Source organism: Methylobacterium sp. D53M, assembly GCF_053345625.1.
The window spans coordinates 39,976-57,534 of the sequence record NZ_JBKFAL010000011.1; the positions used below are offsets into that span (position 1 = coordinate 39,976).

General features: G+C 74.9%; 20 protein-coding genes. 7 read left to right on the forward strand and 13 right to left on the reverse strand.

Annotation, left to right across the window (positions count from 1 at the left end; genetic code table 11):
• Positions 1 to 6 precede the first annotated feature (6 nt).
• From ACLBYG_RS16715 to ACLBYG_RS16735, 5 genes are all read left to right on the forward strand, one after another.
• Positions 7 to 249 (forward strand): hypothetical protein, encoded by a 243-nt coding sequence (locus ACLBYG_RS16715; protein WP_447682136.1) that lies wholly within the window; start codon positions 7 to 9, stop codon positions 247 to 249.
• A gap of 174 nt (positions 250 to 423) precedes the next feature.
• Positions 424 to 1,566 (forward strand): ATP phosphoribosyltransferase regulatory subunit, encoded by a 1,143-nt coding sequence (locus tag ACLBYG_RS16720; protein WP_091680943.1) that lies wholly within the window; start codon positions 424 to 426, stop codon positions 1,564 to 1,566.
• Entirely contained in the window at positions 1,563 to 2,555 is a 993-nt protein-coding gene (gene hisG, locus ACLBYG_RS16725) for an ATP phosphoribosyltransferase (protein ID WP_091680945.1), read from the forward strand. The genes ACLBYG_RS16720 and hisG overlap by 4 nt, the downstream gene beginning before the upstream one ends.
• 23 nt (positions 2,556 to 2,578) lie before the next feature.
• Positions 2,579 to 3,430 (forward strand): LysR family transcriptional regulator, encoded by an 852-nt coding sequence (locus tag ACLBYG_RS16730; RefSeq protein WP_091978952.1) that lies wholly within the window; start codon positions 2,579 to 2,581, stop codon positions 3,428 to 3,430.
• A 96-nt stretch (positions 3,431 to 3,526) separates the two neighbouring features.
• A complete protein-coding gene (locus ACLBYG_RS16735) occupies positions 3,527 to 4,255 on the forward strand; it encodes an aspartate/glutamate racemase family protein (protein WP_447682137.1) in 729 nt (242 codons plus the stop codon).
• A 10-nt stretch (positions 4,256 to 4,265) separates the two neighbouring features.
• Here the strand turns inward: ACLBYG_RS16735 and ACLBYG_RS16740 are convergent, their stop codons facing one another.
• The 3 genes from ACLBYG_RS16740 to ACLBYG_RS16750 form a co-directional block, all read right to left on the reverse strand.
• Positions 4,266 to 4,631, reverse strand: coding sequence for a lysozyme inhibitor LprI family protein (locus ACLBYG_RS16740; protein WP_020094049.1), 366 nt, complete (start codon positions 4,629 to 4,631; stop codon positions 4,266 to 4,268).
• 65 nt (positions 4,632 to 4,696) lie between these two features.
• Positions 4,697 to 5,128, reverse strand: a complete 432-nt coding sequence (hemJ, locus tag ACLBYG_RS16745) for a protoporphyrinogen oxidase HemJ (protein WP_020094048.1) — start codon at positions 5,126 to 5,128, stop codon at positions 4,697 to 4,699.
• Positions 5,129 to 5,136: 8 nt separating this feature from the next.
• Positions 5,137 to 6,315 (reverse strand): uroporphyrinogen decarboxylase, encoded by a 1,179-nt coding sequence (locus tag ACLBYG_RS16750; protein ID WP_447682138.1) that lies wholly within the window; start codon positions 6,313 to 6,315, stop codon positions 5,137 to 5,139.
• A 499-nt stretch (positions 6,316 to 6,814) separates the two neighbouring features.
• Here ACLBYG_RS16750 and ACLBYG_RS16755 point away from each other — a divergent pair, with 499 nt between their 5' ends.
• Positions 6,815 to 7,645: a pyruvate, water dikinase regulatory protein gene (locus ACLBYG_RS16755; RefSeq protein ID WP_020094046.1), complete on the forward strand. Its 831-nt coding sequence runs from the start codon at positions 6,815 to 6,817 to the stop codon at positions 7,643 to 7,645.
• Positions 7,646 to 7,758: 113 nt separating this feature from the next.
• On the opposite strand, the gene ACLBYG_RS16760 is transcribed toward ACLBYG_RS16755, so the two are convergent.
• The 9 genes from ACLBYG_RS16760 to ACLBYG_RS16800 all read right to left on the reverse strand — a co-directional run bounded on the left by ACLBYG_RS16760 (position 7,759) and on the right by ACLBYG_RS16800 (position 15,892).
• A complete protein-coding gene (locus ACLBYG_RS16760) occupies positions 7,759 to 8,268 on the reverse strand; it encodes a hypothetical protein (RefSeq protein WP_020094045.1) in 510 nt (169 codons plus the stop codon).
• A 179-nt stretch (positions 8,269 to 8,447) separates the two neighbouring features.
• Positions 8,448 to 8,918, reverse strand: coding sequence for an EF-hand domain-containing protein (locus tag ACLBYG_RS16765; protein ID WP_447682139.1), 471 nt, complete (start codon positions 8,916 to 8,918; stop codon positions 8,448 to 8,450).
• A gap of 101 nt (positions 8,919 to 9,019) precedes the next feature.
• Positions 9,020 to 10,321, reverse strand: coding sequence for a hypothetical protein (locus ACLBYG_RS16770; protein WP_447682140.1), 1,302 nt, complete (start codon positions 10,319 to 10,321; stop codon positions 9,020 to 9,022).
• Entirely contained in the window at positions 10,315 to 11,235 is a 921-nt protein-coding gene (locus tag ACLBYG_RS16775; protein ID WP_447682141.1) for a tetratricopeptide repeat protein, read from the reverse strand. Before ACLBYG_RS16775 ends, ACLBYG_RS16770 begins: the two co-directional genes overlap by 7 nt.
• Complete coding sequence (locus tag ACLBYG_RS16780) at positions 11,235 to 12,164, reverse strand: VWA domain-containing protein (RefSeq protein ID WP_447682142.1); 930 nt, start codon at positions 12,162 to 12,164, stop codon at positions 11,235 to 11,237. The genes ACLBYG_RS16775 and ACLBYG_RS16780 overlap by 1 nt, the downstream gene beginning before the upstream one ends.
• Positions 12,165 to 12,264: 100 nt before the next feature.
• The gene (locus ACLBYG_RS16785; RefSeq protein WP_447682143.1) at positions 12,265 to 13,299 is read right to left on the reverse strand and encodes a VWA domain-containing protein; all 1,035 of its coding nucleotides are present in this window, start codon (positions 13,297 to 13,299) and stop codon (positions 12,265 to 12,267) included.
• Complete coding sequence (locus ACLBYG_RS16790; protein WP_100252493.1) at positions 13,296 to 13,787, reverse strand: DUF4381 family protein; 492 nt, start codon at positions 13,785 to 13,787, stop codon at positions 13,296 to 13,298. Before ACLBYG_RS16790 ends, ACLBYG_RS16785 begins: the two co-directional genes overlap by 4 nt.
• Before the next feature lie 51 nt (positions 13,788 to 13,838).
• Positions 13,839 to 14,708: a DUF58 domain-containing protein gene (locus ACLBYG_RS16795; protein WP_447682197.1), complete on the reverse strand. Its 870-nt coding sequence runs from the start codon at positions 14,706 to 14,708 to the stop codon at positions 13,839 to 13,841.
• A gap of 146 nt (positions 14,709 to 14,854) precedes the next feature.
• On the reverse strand, positions 14,855 to 15,892 hold the full coding sequence (locus ACLBYG_RS16800) for an AAA family ATPase (protein WP_020094037.1): 1,038 nt from the start codon (positions 15,890 to 15,892) through the stop codon (positions 14,855 to 14,857).
• A gap of 257 nt (positions 15,893 to 16,149) precedes the next feature.
• Between ACLBYG_RS16800 and ACLBYG_RS16805 the strand changes: the two genes are divergently transcribed.
• Positions 16,150 to 16,860 (forward strand): MgtC/SapB family protein, encoded by a 711-nt coding sequence (locus ACLBYG_RS16805; RefSeq protein ID WP_056533658.1) that lies wholly within the window; start codon positions 16,150 to 16,152, stop codon positions 16,858 to 16,860.
• Between the two features lie 61 nt (positions 16,861 to 16,921).
• On the opposite strand, the gene ACLBYG_RS16810 is transcribed toward ACLBYG_RS16805, so the two are convergent.
• The gene (locus tag ACLBYG_RS16810) at positions 16,922 to 17,254 is read right to left on the reverse strand and encodes a hypothetical protein (RefSeq protein ID WP_447682144.1); all 333 of its coding nucleotides are present in this window, start codon (positions 17,252 to 17,254) and stop codon (positions 16,922 to 16,924) included.
• Between the last annotated feature and the right edge of the window lie 305 nt (positions 17,255 to 17,559).

A 17,559-nucleotide genomic window follows, 5' to 3' on the forward strand; every position in this document is an offset into this window, starting at 1 on the left:
GTCGGGATGCGCGCGAAGATCCTCGTCCTGTCCTTCGGCCTGCTCTGCGCCGGCGCGGGACCCGCCTGGGCCGCCCGGCCGGTCCTCGGCCGGCTGCCCAGCGCCGTCGCGCAGGCCACGCCCGGGACCGGCAGCGCGCCGATCCTGAGCGCCGGGATGGCGGGGGCGCCCGCCCTGACCGTGCTCGCCCGCCGCAAGCCGGTCCGGCGCCCGCGCGGCGCGCGCCTCGGCAGCCTCCGGCCGCTCTGAGCCGCTCTGAGCCGGTCCGGTCACTGACGCCGTAGCGGAATCCGGCCGCGGCGCGGGGTCTGCGCAGTTCTGCGCGGCGCGCCGGCCCCACGCTTCCCGGGTGCGTGTCGCCAAGTCCGGTCGCGGTTGCTACAGAGCGCCCGCGAGGTGGATTGCCCCGCGAGGTGGATCGCGATGACACGACCGGAGGCGGGCGAGACGGGGGCGGGGGACGCGGCGCGCGCGCGGCTCTCCGCGCATCTGGCGGCGGCGGGCTACCGGCCGGTGACGCCGCCGGTGCTGCAGCCGCTGGAGCCGTTCCTCGAACTCTCGGGCGAGGATATCCGCCGGCGGATCTTCGTCACCCAGGATGCGGGCGGCGCCGAGCTGTGCCTGCGGCCCGAATTCACCATCCCGGTCTGCCGCCTGCACCGGGCGGAGGCCGACGGGCAGGCGGCCGATTACAGCTATTGCGGCCCGGTCTTCCGGCTCGCCGCCGACGAGCCCGACGAGTTCTTCCAGGCCGGCATCGAGTCGATCGGGCGGACCGACACGCCGGCGGCCGACGCCGAGGTGCTGGGCCTCGCCCTGGAGGGCCTCGCCCTGTTCGGCCGGACCGACCCGGCGGTGCGGCTCGGCGATATGGGCCTGACCGTGGCGCTCCTCGACGGGCTCGCGGTCCCGCCCGCCGCCAAGCGCCGGACGCTCCGGGCGCTGGCCGCCGGGCGCTCGCTGGACGCCGTCACCAACGGCGCCGAGGGCACCCGTCCCGAGGATCCCCACGCGGGCCTGCTGGCGGCGATCCAGGGCCAGGACCCGCGGGGCGTGCGCGCCTTCGTGGAGGACGTGCTGGCGATCGCCGGGATCTCGGCGGTGGGCGGGCGCAGCGCCGGCGAGATCGCCGAGCGCTTCCTCGCCAAGGCCGCCGCGCAGGCCCATGGCGGCGCCGGGCTCAACGCCGAGAACCGCGCGCTCCTCGACCGCTACCGGGCGATCGCCGGCCATCCGGACGCCGCCGCCCGCGACCTGCGGGCGCTCGTCGCCGACGCGGGCCTGCGGCACGACGCCCTCGCGGCCGCCCTCGACCTGTTCGAGGAGCGCACCGGCTTCATCGCGGCCCGCGGCCTGCCGATCGAGCGCTTCCGCTTCCAGGGCGGCTTCGCCCGCAACCTCGACTACTACACCGGCTTCATCTTCGAGGTGACCGAGCGGGACGGGCCGACCCTGGTCGGCGGCGGCCGCTACGACGGCCTGCTCGGCCATCTCGGCAGCCCGGCGCCGTTGCCGGCGGTGGGATGCACCTTCTGGATCGAGCGCGTGGCGGGAGCCGGCCGATGAGTGCCTCGGACGCGGCCGCCATGCCGCTGATCCTCGCCGTCCCGTCCAAGGGCCGCCTGCAGGAGAATGCCAGCGCGTTCTTCGGCCGGGCCGGGCTGAAGCTCGCTCAAGGCGCGGGCGCCCGCGACTACCGGGGCAAGCTCATCGGCGTGCCCGACGTCGAGGTGCGCTACCTCTCGGCCTCCGAGATCGCCGCGCAGCTCGCCTCGGGCGCCGCCCATCTCGGCGTCACCGGCGAGGACCTGATCCGCGAGACCCTGCCGGACGTGCGCGACCAGGTCGAGCTGCTGACGCCGCTCGGCTTCGGCAACGCCACCGTGGTGGTGGCCGTGCCCCAGGCCTGGATCGACGTGCGCGACATGTCCGACCTCGACGAGGTCGCGGCCGGCATGCGGACCCGCCACGGCCGGCGCCTGCGGGTCGCCACCAAGTACGTGAACCTGACCCGCCGGTTCTTCGCCGAGAAGGGCGTCGCCGATTACCGGATCGTCGAGAGCCTGGGCGCCACCGAGGGGGCGCCGGCGGCGGGCTCGGCCGAGATCGTGGTCGACATCACCACCACGGGGGCGACGCTCTCGGCCAACGCCCTGAAGGTGCTGGACGACGGCATCATCCTGCGCTCGGAGGCGAACCTCGTCGCCTCGCTGAAGGCCCCCTGGGGCGAGGGCCAGCGGGCCGCGCTCCGCACGGTGCTCGGCCGCATCGCCGCCGAGGAGCGCGCCCGGACCACCCGCGAGGTGCGCGCCGCCCTGCCGGAGAGCGGCACGATCGACCTCGCCACGATCGCGGGCCTGCACGAGGCCGAATTGCCCTACGGCGCGCCGCGGGGGCCGGAGGGCGAGATCGTCCTGCGCTGCCGGGAGGCCGCGGTGTTCGAGCTCGCCGGCGCCCTGGTCGAGGCCGGCGCGCGGGCCGTCACGGTGCGGCGGGTCGACTACGCCTTCGCGGCCGAGAACCCGCTGGCGGAGCGGCTCCTGGCGCGGCTCTGAGACCGCCGCGCGATGGAGCCGAGATGGAGCTGAAATGGCTCGAGGACTTCCTGAGCCTCGCGCGCACCGGCAGCTTCTCGCGCTCGGCGGTCGAGCGCCACGTCACCCAGCCGGCCTTCGGCCGCCGCATCCGGGCGCTCGAAGGCTGGCTCGGGGTCGCGCTGGTCGACCGCAGCACCTACCCGACGGCCCTGACGCCGGAGGGCCGGCTGTTCCTGGAGACCGCCGAGGAGACCGTGCGGCGGCTCCACGGCAGCCGCGACGCGCTCCGCGCCCGGATCCGGCCGCCGCCGCGGACCGTTTCGGTGGCGGCGCTCCACACCCTGGCGCTGACCGTCTTCCCGGGCTGGTTCCGCGACGTCGAGGCCCGCACCGGGCCGCTCGGCAGCCGGCTCCTGCCGGACGATTTCCACGCCTGCGTGCAGGCGCTGGCCGAGGGCGGCTACGACCTGCTGCTGACCTACCACCATCCCCTGGTGCCGATCCCCCTCGACCCGGCCGCCTTCCCGCACTTGACCATCGGCCGGGACAGCCTCGTGCCGGTGCACCGGCCGGGGCCGGCCGCGGACCGGCCCGGGCTCGGCTACCCCCGGGACTCGTTCCTGGGCCGGGTCGCGGCGCTCGCCGGTGACGGGGCGGCGGCCGCCCACGTCAATGAGAACGCCATGGCGGAGGCCCTGAAGTTCATGGTCCTCGCGGGCCACGGCCGCGCGTGGCTGCCCGAGAGCCTCGTCGCCCGCGAGCTCGCCGACGGCAGCCTCGTGGCGGCCGGGCCGGGCACGCCGCTGGAGATCCGGCTCTACCGCAGGGCCGGTCGCGGCGGCGCGGTCGCGGCGGTCTGGGCCGCGGCCGCCGCCCTGGCGGCCGAACTCTAGGAACCGGTGCCAGATCGGCATGGCCGGTGCCGACACGGCATTGGATTCCCGCCCCGCCGCGGCCCATCACGGCGGCCGCGACGGTCGGAGGCGGCGATGCTCGGTGTACTCGGCGGGATGGGCCCGATGGCCACGGTGGATTTCCTGGCCAAGCTCGTGCGGGCGACGCCCGCGGGGCGCGATCAGGACCACATCCCGACCCTGGTCTGCTCGGCCGTCGACATCCCCGACCGCGCCGACGCGATCCTGGGCACCGGCCCGGACCCGCTGCCGGCGCTCCGCGCCGCCCTGGCGCGCCTCGAGGCCGGCGGCGCCACCCGGATCGCGATCCCCTGCAACACCGCTCATCACTGGCACGCGGCGCTGCAGGCCGCGACCGCCCTGCCGATCCTCCACATCGTCGACGCGGTGGCCGAGACCCTGGCCGAGACCCTGGCGCGGACCGGGAGCGGCAGCCGGATCGGCCTGCTCGCCACCGACGGCACCCTGCGGTCCGGGCTCTACCCGGAGCGGCTGGCGCGGCACGGGCTCGCGTGCCGCGCGCCCGATGAGGCGGGTCAGGCCGCGGTGGCGGCGGCGATCCGGCTGGTGAAGGCGCACCGGGTGGCCGAGGCGACGCCGCTGCTGGAGGCGCAGGTCCGGGCGCTGGCCGAGGCCGGCTGCGACCGGGTGGTGATGGCCTGCACGGAGATCCCGCTCGCGCTCGCCGGGAGCGACTCGTCGGGCCTGCTGGTCGACGCCACCGAGGCGCTGGCGCGCGCCTGCGTGGCGGCGTGCCGGCCGGATTGCCGCGTCGACGCCGCGGTCCTGCCGCGCGCGGCCTGAGCGCGGGACCTCACGGGCCCTGCTTGGCGAATTCCGCCAGGACTCCGCGCAGGACCTTCAGCCGGGCGTCGTAGGCGGCCGTCAGGCAGCCGACGTCGCCGCCGCAGGCGCGACGCTCCGTCAGCCACGCCTCCTGGTCGTCGCGCAGCTTGGCCTGGCCGCCCATCGGCAGCACGCTCTTCAGGATCTCGAACCGGGTCGCCATCTCGACGTCCCGGTCGTTGAGGGGGAGATGGGCGCAGATCGCCTTCTCGTCGGGGGCCTCGGCCCTGTCGCACGGGAAGCTCGCGGCCCGGGCGGGGGACGCGGTGATCGCGCCGGCGACCGGGCCCGCGAGGGCGGCCAGCGCGAGGGCGAGGACGAGAGGCTTCGACATGGCCTCCCAACGGGCCGGCCGCGGAAAGGCTCCGGCCGGGATCACAGGATCGCGGGATCGCGGGATCAGAGGCCCGGCTTGACGATCGCCAGGATGACGATGCCGATCATCAGCAGCGTCGGCACCTCGTTGAGCACCCGGTAGAACTTGTGCCCACGGGTGTTCCGGTCGGCGGCGAAATCCTTGACCATCCGGGCGAGCCAGCCGTGGATGCCCGACATCGCGAGCACCAGCGCGAACTTCGCCTGCAGCCAGACGCTCGCGTAGAAGCCGCTCATCCAGGCGAGCGCCAGCCCGAACACCCAGGTGGCGATCATGGCGGGGTTCATGATCGCCTTGAGCAGGCGGCGCTCCATCACCTTGAAGGTCGCGGACTGCGCCTCCGCGCCGGGCGGCAGGCTCGCGTGGTAGACGAACAGCCGGGGCAGGTAGAGCATCCCGGCCATCCAGGCGATCAGGCTGATGACGTGGAGGGCCTTGATCCAGTCGTACAGCACGCGCGGCCTCAGCCCTGGCCGCGCAGCCGCGCGAGCATCCGCTCGACATGGGCCACCGGCGTCTGCGGCGTGATGCCGTGGCCGAGGTTGAAGATGTGCGGCAGGCCGGCGGTCGCCTCGAGCACCGCGTCCACCGCCGCGTCGAGGGCCGCGCCGCCCGCGATCAGCGTGTCGGGATGCAGGTTGCCCTGCGTGACCGTCGCGGCCGGCACCGTCTGCCGCAGGGCCTTCAGGTCCACGCCCCAGTCGACGCCGATCGCGTCGGCGCCGGTCTCCGGCACCACCCGGGCGTGGCCGTCGAGGCCCGAGCCGCGGGCGAACACGATGATCTTCGCCCCCGGCACCCGGGCGCGGACGCCCGCCACCATGCGGGCGATCGGCCGCAGCGACCAGCGGGTGAGGGCATCGGAGGCAGGTGCGCCCGGCAAGGCGCTCTCGGCGACGTCGCCGACGGGCTCGACCGTGCCGCCCGAGGCCGGAACGGCAGAGGGCACGGCGCGCGGCAGGGTGCCGGCGTGGGACTCGAAGATCTGCACCGCGTCGGCGCCGGCCTCGAGCTGGCGCACGAGGTACTCGGTCTGCACGGCGACGAGGCGGTCGATCAGGGTGTCGACCAGGGCGGTGTCGCCCTCGGCGAGCGCCCGCGCGGGGGCGAGGTCCGGCGTGCCGCGGCCGCCGATCATGTAGCTCGCCACCGTCCAGGGCGCGCCGCAGAAGCCGAGCAGCGTGGTCTCGCCCGGCAATTCGGCCCGCAGCCGCGTCACCGTCTCGAAGACCGGCGCGAGGTGGGTCATGATCGCCGGGTCGCCGGCCTCCCGCAGGCGCGCGAACGCGTCCCGACCGTCGAGCGGGTCGAGGCGCGGTCCCTCGCCCTCCACGAAGCGCACGTCCTGGCCGAGCGCGTGGGGGACGACCAGGATGTCGGAGAACAGGATCGCCGCGTCGAAGCCGAAGCGCCGGATCGGCTGGAGCGTCACCTCGACGGCGAAGTCCGGGCTGTAGCAGAGGTCGAGGAACGAGCCGGCCTCGGCCCGGGTCGCCCGGTATTCCGGCAGGTAGCGCCCGGCCTGGCGCATCATCCAGGCGGGGGGCGGCCCGATCGCCTCGCCCTCGAGGACCCGCAGCACCTTGCGCTCGGACGTCGTCCCCGACGTCGTCTGCCCGGGCTCGCGCTCCGTCCCCGTCATGGTCGCTCCCATCCCGTGTCCCTCACCCCGCATGCCCGTCGGCGGGCGTCCTGTCGAGTCGAGGCGCGCCGATCCCCACACAGGCCCCTTCGAAAAGATAAGAGAGAATCTTGGAGTCTGTTTTTTCTTCTGGGGGGCCGAATCTCGGGGGCACAAAAGCGTCCACAGGCGGTCCCCGCCGCCGCGCCGTTAACGGGGCTTTAAAGGATTTCCGCCAACTTGCGAGAACCGGATGGTCCGACAGCGCCTTGGCAACGCCGAGTCGTGTACGGGCGCCAGATTCGCGGCCGATTCGTCCAGAGAGCCGGATTCGGCGCGTCCCGATCATCTGCCTGTGAACGGCGGAGTCGACAGCGCGCACCGGGATCGCCCTGGACCGGCCCGGCGGGGCATCCTATCCACACTCATCGACTCCCCTGGCGGCCGGCGGTGGACAACGTGGGCGCCGCGCGAGGCGACCGCACAGTCGGCCGAGAGGTCGACCGCAGAGGCGATCGGAATGGGCCGCAGCTACTTCCACCTCCACCTCGTCTCCGACTCCACCGGCGAGACGCTGATCAATGTCGGGCGCGCGGCCGCCGCCCAGTACGAGGGCGTGTCGGCGATCGAGCACGTCTACCCGCTGGTGCGCTCGGCCGCGCAGCTCGACCGGGTGATCTCGGAGATCCGGGCCGCGCCGGGCCTCGTCCTCTACACGCTGGTGGGGGGCGACCTCGGCGAGCGGCTGGAGGAGGTCGCCCGGGAGACCGGCTCGCCCTGCCTGTCGGTGCTGCGGCCGGTCCACGACCTGCTGCGCGCGTATCTCGGCGCCGAGACCACGGCGCGGCCCGGCGCCCAGCACATGCTGAACGCCGAGTACTTCAAGCGCATCGACGCGATGAACTTCACGCTGGCCCACGACGACGGCAACCTGCCGGACAATCTGGAGGAGGCCGACGTGATCCTGCTCGGCGTCAGCCGGACGTCGAAGACGCCGACCTCGATCTACCTCGCCAATCGCGGCCTCAAGACCACCAACCTGCCGCTGGTGCCGGGCATGCCGCTGCCGCCGGCGATCGAGCGGGCCCGCAAGCCTCTCGTGGTCGGCCTGTTCGCGTCGCCGGAGCGCATCGTGCAGATCCGGCAGAACCGGCTGTCGAGCCTCAACGCCGACGAATCGTCCCTCTACGTCGACCGCTCGGCGGTGGCGGACGAGATCACCATGTCCCGCCGGCTGTTCACCAAGAACCGCTGGCCGACGATCGACGTCACCCGCCGGTCCATCGAGGAGACCGCCGCGGCGATCGTCGACCTCTACCGCGACCACCGGCTGAAGTTCATCGCCGACTGAGGCGGCGCCTCCAAAGGGCCGAGCCCTTCGGCGGGGTCCGGCCGTCCCCCCGAGGACGGGGGCGGGCCGGCGGATGCCGGCGGCGCGCGGATCGGTTCGCGGCGCCGCTGGCGTCAGCGCGCGGAGGCGAAGTGGCTGCGCTGCTCGATCTGGGCCGCGTAGAAGTCCTCGACGACCTCGCGGACCACTTCGGCCAGCTCGTCGCCCCGGTGCTCGTCGAGCTGGATGTCGCTGCCGACCGTCCGGCCGATGGAGCAGCTCGCCGCCCCCGGCACGAGGCGCTCGTTGTAGCGCTGGTTCAGGCCCGAGACCGAGATGTAGTTGCTGCCGCCGAGTTCCGGACCGTACTTGATCTTGATCTTCTGCTCGGACTCGGTGCCGCGCAGCTGCGCGCACAGGCTGATGAAGTTGTCCTGATCGATCTTCGCCTCGAGGCCGGTGATGCTGCCGTGGACGTTGTCCTCCTCGTTGAGGACCTCGGCCATCAGGTTCAGCACGCCCATGACGGGCTGGAGCGCCCGGGACCCGTCCTCGAGCAGCTTCCGCCGGAAGTCGTTGCTGCGCTCGTCGGCCGCCTGCAGCCGCGCGCGAAACCTGTCCTTGACCTCGTTGGCGCGTGCCATCGCGCTCCTCCCTGGTGGTTCACCCGATGCTTTACCGCTCGGATAACCGAAACCTACGAGGCCAATTCAGATGACGCAAGATAGTGCAAAATATTGATGCCTGCTCAGAACGTGAGCCGTTGCACAGGAATAATACTTGCTCATGAACTGTGCAACGGCGGCAGGTCCGGGAGGCGCGCTTACTTCAGGAGCTGCAGCAGGCTGCGCCCCGCCGGGGACTTGAGTTCCCTGACGTCGAGGGTGCCGTCGTTGTCGGGATCGGCCGCCTTGAAGCGCTGCGCGACCAGGGCGAGGTATTCCTTGCGGTCGAGGGTGCCGTCGGAATCGGTGTCGGCGGCCTTCAGGTCCTTCTTGCTGAGCCGGCCCTTCAGCTCCCTGGCGTCGACGGTGCCGTCCTTGTCGGTCTCGGCGGCGTCGAAGACCTTGCCGGCGGCGGCCTGGGCCTCGGCCAGGTCGATCGTGCCGTCGTGGTCGGTGTCGACCATCTTCAGCGTGCGCTCGGTGCCGGAGGACCGGGCGAGGGCCGCCGACGGCAGCGCGGCCGGCAGGACCAGGAGGGTCACGAGAGCGGTGGCGAGGGCGACGGTCGGGGCGCCCATGGTCGGACGGCGCGTGGCGGCGCGGACGGATCGGTGCGGGGTCGCGGGCATGGGGATCTCCGGTGCCGGGCGGTTGCGGCAGCCCAAATCCCGGTCCCGGCTTGCGTTCCCGCGCCCGCCTTCACGAGATGCGGAGCCGCGCTGCGCCGCGCTCAGCGGACCGGGCCGTCGAGCGGTGCGAGCCGGTCCGCCGTGGGGGTCGCGGCTTCTCCCGGCGCGGCATGCGACAGGGTCCGGGCCAGGGCCCTGAGATCCGGGACCGGGGCGCCCGCCGCGCCGAAGACCGCCCGGTCGAGGGCCGCGAAGGCGGCCGCGAGATCGGGCCGCGCCCGCCAGGTCCGGGCGAGGTCGGGGACTTCGCGCTCGGCGGCGTCGAGGGCCGCGCGGAACCCGGCCGGGTCGCCGGCCCGGGCCGCCGCGCGCAGGGCCCGGCGCACCGCGCCGGAGAGGCGCAGGCGCGGCCGCCCGAGGCCGAAGCCGATCAGCGCGAGGCCCAGCCCGAAGGCGGCGAGCGCCGAGGCGGCGACGACGAGGGGCGAGGGGATCGCGGGGGGCGCCCGCTCGGTCTCGCGGTCGGGCAGGCCGCCGCCGATCTGCCGGGCCGGGATCTCGGTCTCGCGCATCGTGCGGGTGTTGGTGTCGAACCACGGGATCGCGATGGCGTCGAGGGGGATGATCTCCGGCACGCCGGGCTTCACGTCCCACTGGTAGGTGGCCCGCGCCACGGGTCCCGAGGGCGTCAGCAGCGTCTCGCGGGTGACGGGACCCGCGAAGGTGATGATGCCGCGGGTGCGCATGACCGGCCGGGGCGGCAGGCCCTCGGCGACCATGCCCTGGGCCTCCAGGGTGACGATCCGGCGGGTGGTCTCGCCGACCTTGATGGTCTCCGGGTCCGGGCTCCAGGAATCGGTGATCGCCACGTCCTTGGCAGGCAGCCACCAGGGCTCCTTGGCGTCGGGGCCGCCGGTGGGCTCGGTCCAGGGTGCGACCGGGAAGGGGATCGGCTTCGAGCGGACTTCGACGACCCGCCGCTCGCCGACATCGTTGACGGTGAGCTTGTGGACGAACGGCTCGATGGTGAACTGGCCGGCATGGTGCGGGAAGACCGCCACGGTGCGGTCGAACGCGATGGCGCTCTGGCCGTCGGGGAGCTTGGTCCGGCTCCAGTGGTCGCGGCCGAGCTGCGTCCACGAGAAGTTCGCGAGGGAGGGCTGCACCACCTCCTCGAGCAGGATCGGCTGCTTGTAGACCCCGTGGATCTTCAGCAGCACCATCTCGCGGGGGAAGGGGGCACTGTTGCCGTTGAGCTCCGCGGTCACCGTCAGCGTGAGGTCGCCCGGCTCGATCTCGGCCCGGGCGGGCAGGGGAGCGAGGAAGGGGGCGAGGAGGATGAGGGCGCGGGTCAGGGCGCGGGTCAGGGCGCGCCGCTCGGAAACGCCGAAAACACTTACCACGGGTTGCTCCCGGCGGGGATCGCGGTGCCGGCCTCGACCCGGCGGGTCTGCTCGGCGCGCAGGCGCAGCTTGAGATAGCGGCCGGGATCGTCCGGCAGGGTCTGGAGCCAGAGCCGGTCCGGGCGGATCTCGTGGGCCTCGAAGCTCTTGGTCACCCGGCGGACCTCGCGCTCGGGCGCCTCGGCCACCATGGCGGAGCCGCCGCCGGTCCGGCCGCGGCCGGCCGCGTCGCCGGCCGAGCCCCGGGCCTGGCCCTTGCCGGCGTCGATCGACTGCTGCTCGGCCTTGCCGCGGCGGGCGACCTTGCTGTTGCCGGGCAGCGACGCGCTGGCGTTCGATTCCTTGTTGCCGGCGAGACCCTCGCCGCTGGAGGCGGCGTTGATGTCGTTGTTCTGGTCCTGGTTGGCGGTGTTGTTGTAGCGGGCGCCGTACTGGGCGGTGCCGTTGGCGATGCCGCCGCCGGGCCCGCGGTCGATCACCTCGGCCCGCATCCGGGCGATCAGCGAGCGGTTGGCCTGGGCGTCGGCGTCGCGGGGGTTGAAGCGCAGGGCCTCGTCGTAGGCCGCGAGCGCCCCGTCGAGGTCGCCGGCCCTGGCCAGAGCGTTGCCGAGATTGTAGCTCGCCCGCCGCCCGCCGGCACGGAACAGCGCGACCGCCTCCTCGTAGCGGCCGGCCTCGTAGAGCGCGGCGGCGCGCCAGGCCGGATCGACGAACACGTCCGCGGCGAGGCCCGGCAGGCCGAGACCCATCAGCAGCCGCCCGAAGCCGGTGCGGGGCTGCGAGACCCCGAGCAGCGCCAGGAGGCCGATCCCGGCGAGGGCGAGGCCGGCGATCCGGGCGAGCCGCCGCCAGCGCGGCGGCAGGCCGGCCCGGAGCGGGGCGGCGAGGCCGGTCTCGGGAAGGGTCAGCCGCATCACGCGCTCCTGCGGAACAGCAGCAGCGCCGGCAGCGCCGCCAGCAGCAGCAGCCAGCGCCCGAGATCCGCGTAGGCCAGGACGCCGTAGCCGCCCGCCGCGAGGTGCTGGGCGAGGCCGGCCCCGACCGCGTCGAGCACCGGGCCCGGGGTCGCGATGTCGGCGGCCGTGCCGCCGCCGGCCCGGGCGAGGGCGTCGAGGGCGGTCCGGTCGGGCTTCGGCGCGCCGGGCGGCAGCGGCTTGTCGGCCGGGACGTAGAGGGCCTGGAGCCGCCAGCCGTGCTCGGCGATGGCGCGGGCCTCGCGGGTGGCGGCCTCGCCGATGCCGTCGCCGTCGCTGATCAGCACCACGTCGGCCGCCACCACGCTGGCCTCCGCGAGGGTGCGGCGGGCCAGCGCCAGCCCGCGCTCGGGGTGCGAGCCGCGGTCCGGCACCGTGTCGGCGTCGAGGGCGAACAGGGTGGTGCCGAGGCTGTCGCGGTCCGTGGTCGGGGAGGCGGCGAGGTAGGCGTCGCCCGCGTAGACCACGAGGGCGACCGCCCGGGTGCCGGCGGCCTCCGCCACGGCGGCGGCGGCCTGCCGGACGCCCTGGAGGTTGCCGCCCTCGGTGACCGAGCGCGACAGGTCGACGACGAGCACGGTCTCGTCGAGGTTGCGGAAGGTCCGCCCGTCCGCCTGCTCCACCGCAGGGCCGGTCAGCGCCAGGGCGATCAGCCCGGCCGCCAGCGCGGCGGCGAGGTTCGCCTGCCGCCGGCCGCCGAGGACCGCGCCGGCCCGGGCGAGATGGGCCATCAGCGCCGGATCGACGGCCCGGGCCCAGTCGCCCAGCGGCGCCGAGCGCCACGCGGCGCGAAGGGCCAGCAGGACCACGACCGGGATCGCCAGGAACCACCAGGGGCGCAGGAGGGCGACGGCGTCGAGGGCGCTCATCGGGCGGACCCTCCGACCCGCATTCCCGCCCCCGAGGCCGGCGCCGCGCCCCGGCACCGCGGGACGCGGGGGAGGGTCGGGCGCGCGGGGTATCGAACCATCACGCGCCCCTCCGGCTGGCCAGCAGGAGCGCGGCGCTGAGGAAAGCCAGGGCGGCCGGCCAGGGCCAGAGGTCCCGGCGGAGCGGCACGGGCGGGGCGAGCGCGCGGCCGCCCTCCAGCCGGTCGATGGCGTCGGCGACCCGGACCAGATCCTCGGTGGTGCGCACCCGGAACGCCTCGCCGCCGCTCGCCCGCGCCATGTCGCGCAGGGTCTCGGTGTCGACCACGTCCTGCTCGCCGTCGGCGTCGGCCATGTCGCGGGGCCCCAGGGCGATCGTGTAGACCTTGATGCCGAGTTCCTTGGCGAGCTCCGCCACGTCCTTGGGGGCGGTCTGGCCGGCATTGTTGGCGCCGTCCGACAGCAGGATCACGGCCTTCGCGGCCTTCTCGCCCGGCCTGGCCCCGGCGGCGTCGCCCCCGGCGTCCCGCGGGTCCAGCCGGCGCAGGGCGAGCCCGAGGCCGTCGCCGATCCCGGTGGAGCGGCCGCTGATGCCGATCGTGGCCTCGTCCAGCGCCCGGGCGACCGCCGCGGTGTCGAAGCTCGGCGCCGCCGCCACGTAGGCCTGGTCGGCGAAGATCACGAGGCCGATCCGGTCTCCGGCCCGGCGCCGGATGAAGTCGGTGCCGACACGCTTGACCGCGGTGAGCCGGTTCACGGTCTCGCCGTCGAGGGCGAAGTCGCGCCGCTCCATCGAGCCCGACAGGTCCATGGCGATCATGATCTCGCGGCCCGAGGCCGGGAGGGCGGCCGCCGGCATGACGAGGCGCGGGCCCGACAGCGCCGCCACCAGGGCGATCCACAGCGTCCAGGTGAGCAGGGCCCGCCGGCGCCCGCGGGCCGCGCGGTCGGCGCCGGCGCGCGCGCCGGCCACCAGGGTCGCGGGCACGCGCAGGGCGCCGCTGCCCCCCTCCGGCTCCGCCGGGATCAGGCGCGCGGCCAGCAGCGGCAGGGGCAGCGCCAGCAGCGCCCAGGGCGCGGCGAGGTCGAAGGCCGACAGGAGCGCGCTGAGCCACGCGGGCAGGAATCCGCTCATGCCCGCAGCCGCCCGATCAGGCGGGCGAGCTCGGCGTCCAGGGCGTCGAGGTCGGGATCCTGCCGCCGGTACAGCCCGTCGGCGAGCACCCGGCCGGCGCCCCGGGTGAAGAAGTCGGTCCGGAACAGCCCGTCCAGCCGGGCCGCCCAGTCCGGGCCCGTCGCCCGGGTCCCGGTCCCTGCCTCGGCCTCGCCGGATCGGTCGAGGGATCGGTCGAGTCGGCGCAGCAGCCGGGCCTGTGCGACGAGGCGCGCCTCCGGGTCGAGGCCACGGCTCCGGGCGAGCTCGGCGAGCGCCGCCCGGCGCAGGGTGGCCCGCGCCCGGCCGCGCGCGTAGCGCACGAGCCCGACCAGCAGGGCGGCGAGGAAGCCCAGGGCCGCCGCGGCCACGACCTCGCCCTGCACGGCGCCGGCGGCGCCTCCGGGCAGGTGCAGGCCCCGGAGCTGGTCGAGGGACAGGGGGATCTCGGCGGGCGCGACGGGATTCATCGGGTCGCGCCGCGGATCAGGTCGCCGGGGATCGCGCCGCCGGGTCCGGCCTTACAGCACGGCATCGAGGCGCTCCATGAGCGGCGCGTAGGCCTCCGGGCCGGTCTCGACGTCGAGGCGCACGCCCGCGATGCCGCGGCGGGCGTAGTCGGCGAGCCGGGCCTCGGCGGACGCGTCCGCCTGTCCTCCCGCGGTCGGCAGCGCGGTCCCGCGGCGGCCGTCCGCGAGGGCAAAGGGGTAGTAGCCCGGCGGCCGGGCGCGCTCGAAGGCGTCGCTCACCAGGATCAGCCGGATGGCGATCCGCTCGGCGAGCAGGGTCAGGAGCTCGTCGAAGCCCGGGCCGGGATCGTCCAGGGCGCTGGCGATGACGAGGTGGCCGCCGGCCGGCAGCAGGCTGCGGGCGAGGGCGAGCGTCGCCTCCAGCGGCGGCTCCGCGCGGGCCGGCGCGCCGGATTCGGCCCCCAAGGCGTCGGCGTGGGCCTGGGCGAGGGCACCGGTGACCGCGATCATGGCGCGCTCGCCGCCCGCCGGCCGCAGCACGGTCGGCGCCCCGGCGGAGGCGACCGCGAGGCCGACCCGGCCGCCGTCGGCGGCGACCCGCCAGCCGAGCAGCGCCAGGGCCTCGGCGGCCGCCACCGAGCGCAGGGCCCTCCGGGTGCCGAACAGCATCGCGGGCCGGAAATCGGCGAGCAGCACCACCGCGCGGTCGCGCTCGTCGTGGTGGGTGCGGACGTGCAGCTGCCCGGTGCGGGCCGTGGCGTTGCGGTCGATGAAGCGGCGGTCGTCGCCCTCGGACCAGAGGCGGACGTCCTCCGGCTCCGATCCGCGCCCGCGGCGCCGGGTGACGATGCCGCCCGGCAGGCCCGCCAGCGTCCGGGTGGCGGGCGCGGAGCCCCGCCGGGCGAGGTGGCGCAGGCCCATCAGGGCCTCGCCCGAGAGGTGGATGCCGTGCTCGGCGCGGTCTCGCCCCGCCTCCCGGGCGGGGAAGGGGCCCCCGGCGGTCGGGCCGACCGCCCCCGCGGCGGGGAGAGGGGATCTGCGCCGCGCCTGCCCGAACCCGAACACCGTCAGAGCGCCCGCACCCGCTGCACCAGCTCGCCGACGAGGCCGCGCGCCGTCCGGCCCTCGGCGGCCGCCCGCCAGGTCAGGCCGATCCGGTGGGAGAGGGCGTCGCGGGCCAGCTCCGCGACGTCCTCGGGCGTGACGTGGTCGCGCCCCCGCAGCCAGGCCCGGGCCTTGCCGGCCATCATCAGCGCCAGGGTGCCGCGGGGGGAGGCCGGGTGCTCGATCATGGCGCGCAGGTCCGGGGCGGCCGCATCGGTGCGGGTCGCCGCCACCAGCCGGACGAGGTAGTCCTTGAGGGCCGGCGACACGTAGGTGGCGAGCGCCGCCTCTCGGGCGGCGCGCACGTCCGCCAGCGACAGCCGCACGGTCATCGCGTCGACGTGGTGGGTGATCTCGCCCTCCACGAGGTCGAGGATCGCCCGCTCGGTGGTCTCGTCGGGCATGTCGACCACGACGTGGAGGAGGAAGCGGTCGAGCTGCGCCTCCGGCAGCGGGAAGGTGCCGGCATGCTCGATCGGGTTCTGGGTCGCCACGACCATGAATGGGTCGGACAGGCGGTGCGTCGTCCCCGAGACCGTCACCTGCCCCTCGGCCATCGATTCGAGCAGCGCCGACTGCACCTTCGGGGGGGCGCGGTTGACCTCGTCCACCAGCACGAGGGCGTGGAACAGCGGCCCGGGCAGGAACTCGAAGGTGCCGCTGTCCTGACGCCAGACGGTGGTGCCGGTGAGGTCGGCCGGCATCAGGTCCGGGGTGCACTGGATGCGCGCGAAGGAGCCGTCGAGGCCGTCGGCGAGGCGCTTGACCGCGCGGGTCTTGGCGAGCCCCGGCGCGCCCTCGATCAGCAGGTGCCCGCCGGTGAGGAGCCCGATCAGCAGGCGCTCCACGAGGCCGGCGCTGCCGATCAGGCCGCGCTCGAGCCCCTCGCGCAGCGCCATGACGCGGCCGTGCAGGGCGGCGTCGGGCGTGCTGCTGGACCCTTTGTCGGGTGCGGTGTCGGGCCTGCGTTCGGCGAGGGCGCCGCTCGTGGCGCCGCTCATGCGGAGAACGATCCGGTGCGGAGCGGATCCGCCCGTCGGGCCATGTCCCGGGCCATGTTCCGGGCCTTGTCCTGGGCCGTGTGCTGCATCCTGCACGTCTCCTCGGCCGGGTCCCGGATTCTTAAGGGATCCTCAGGCTCTTGCCGGTGTGCCCGCTGCCCGGTGCGGCCGTCAATCCCGCTTCGGACACGCTTTCCGATCCCGGCCGGGCCATGGTGTCACGGTTCCGTCACCTCTCCGCTCCCATGAGACGCCGGATGACCAGCTACGCCGCCCTCCCCGAAGAACTGAAATCCGCGATCGGCCTGCTCGTGGCCTTCGTGCTGGGCACGATCATCGGGGCCGAGCGGCAGTACCGGCAGCGCACCGCGGGCCTGCGCACGGCGGTGCTGGTCGCGGTCGGGGCGAGCGCCTTCGTGGATCTCGGCATGCGCCTGACCGGCCCGGACGGGGGCGTCCGGACCGTGGCCTACGTGATTTCCGGCATCGGCTTCCTCGGCGCCGGCGTGATCATGAAGGAGGGGATGAACGTCCGCGGCCTCAACACGGCCGCGACCCTGTGGTGCTCGGCCGCGGTCGGGGCCTTCTGCGGCGCCGACCTGCCCCTGGAGGCGGTGTTCGTGATGGTGACGGTGCTCGCCTGCAACACGGCGCTCCGGCCGCTGGTGAACGCCATCAACCGCGCGCCGATCCGCGAATCCGCCACCGAGGCGACCTACGAGGTCCAGGTCACCACGGCGCCCGGCGAGGCCGGGCCGGCGCAGGACCTGCTGGTGGAGCGCCTGGAGGCCGCGAACTACCCGGTCGGCAGCGTCGAGATCGAGGAGCGCGGCGAGAGCGCGGTCGACGTGGTGGCGACGCTCACGGCCAGCGCCGTCAAGGCGGAGGAACTCGACGCCGTGACCAACGAGCTGGCCCGCATGCCCGGCATCCGCCACGCCACGTGGTCGGTGCAGACCGCCGACTGAGCGCGGCGCGCGGGCTAGGCGGCGATCCGGAGGGCCGCCCTCCGGCGGGTGACCCGGGGCGTCAGCGACGCGGGTCGAGGGGCCGGCTGCGGCGCTCGATCACCACGGTCGGGCGCGTGCGGCGCTCCACCACCACGGTGCGCGGGGCGCGGCTCGGGCTCGCCTGGGTCAGGATCCGCTCGGGGGTGCGCTCCGGCCTGGCCTTCTTGGCCGCCAGGACGTGGGGGCGGACCTCGTCGGCCGGCAGGCCCATCAGGCCGGCGGCGATCTCGACCTGCTGCTCCACGTCGTCCGCGAGGTCCTGCGCGGCGGCGACCGCCTCGCTCACGGTGGGCGGCTCGCGGCGGACGCGGATCGGTGGCAGGTCGGCGAAGCTCTTCTGCGTCTTCTTCACGGGGCGACTCGCGGTCTTCATGCACCAGACATAGCGCCTTCCGGGCAGGTTGTGCAGTGCATCAAAAACGTGTGAAGGGCGCCTCCCGCACATGTCTCGTCGGCGGATTGCGCGGGGGAGACGCGGAGCTGACGCGCAGGTAGCGCCGATGTGAGGCCGGCTGCCGCGCGCTTGGGCAGGGTCGGGCCGCTTCGGGCATCCGGTGCCCGATCTGCCGGAGTTTCGGGCGTCCCGCGGGCCAGTGCCGTCTGCCCAGCTTCGGAAGCGCGCCCCGATGCGTCATAGTGGCGCAGTCCGGCGAGCCC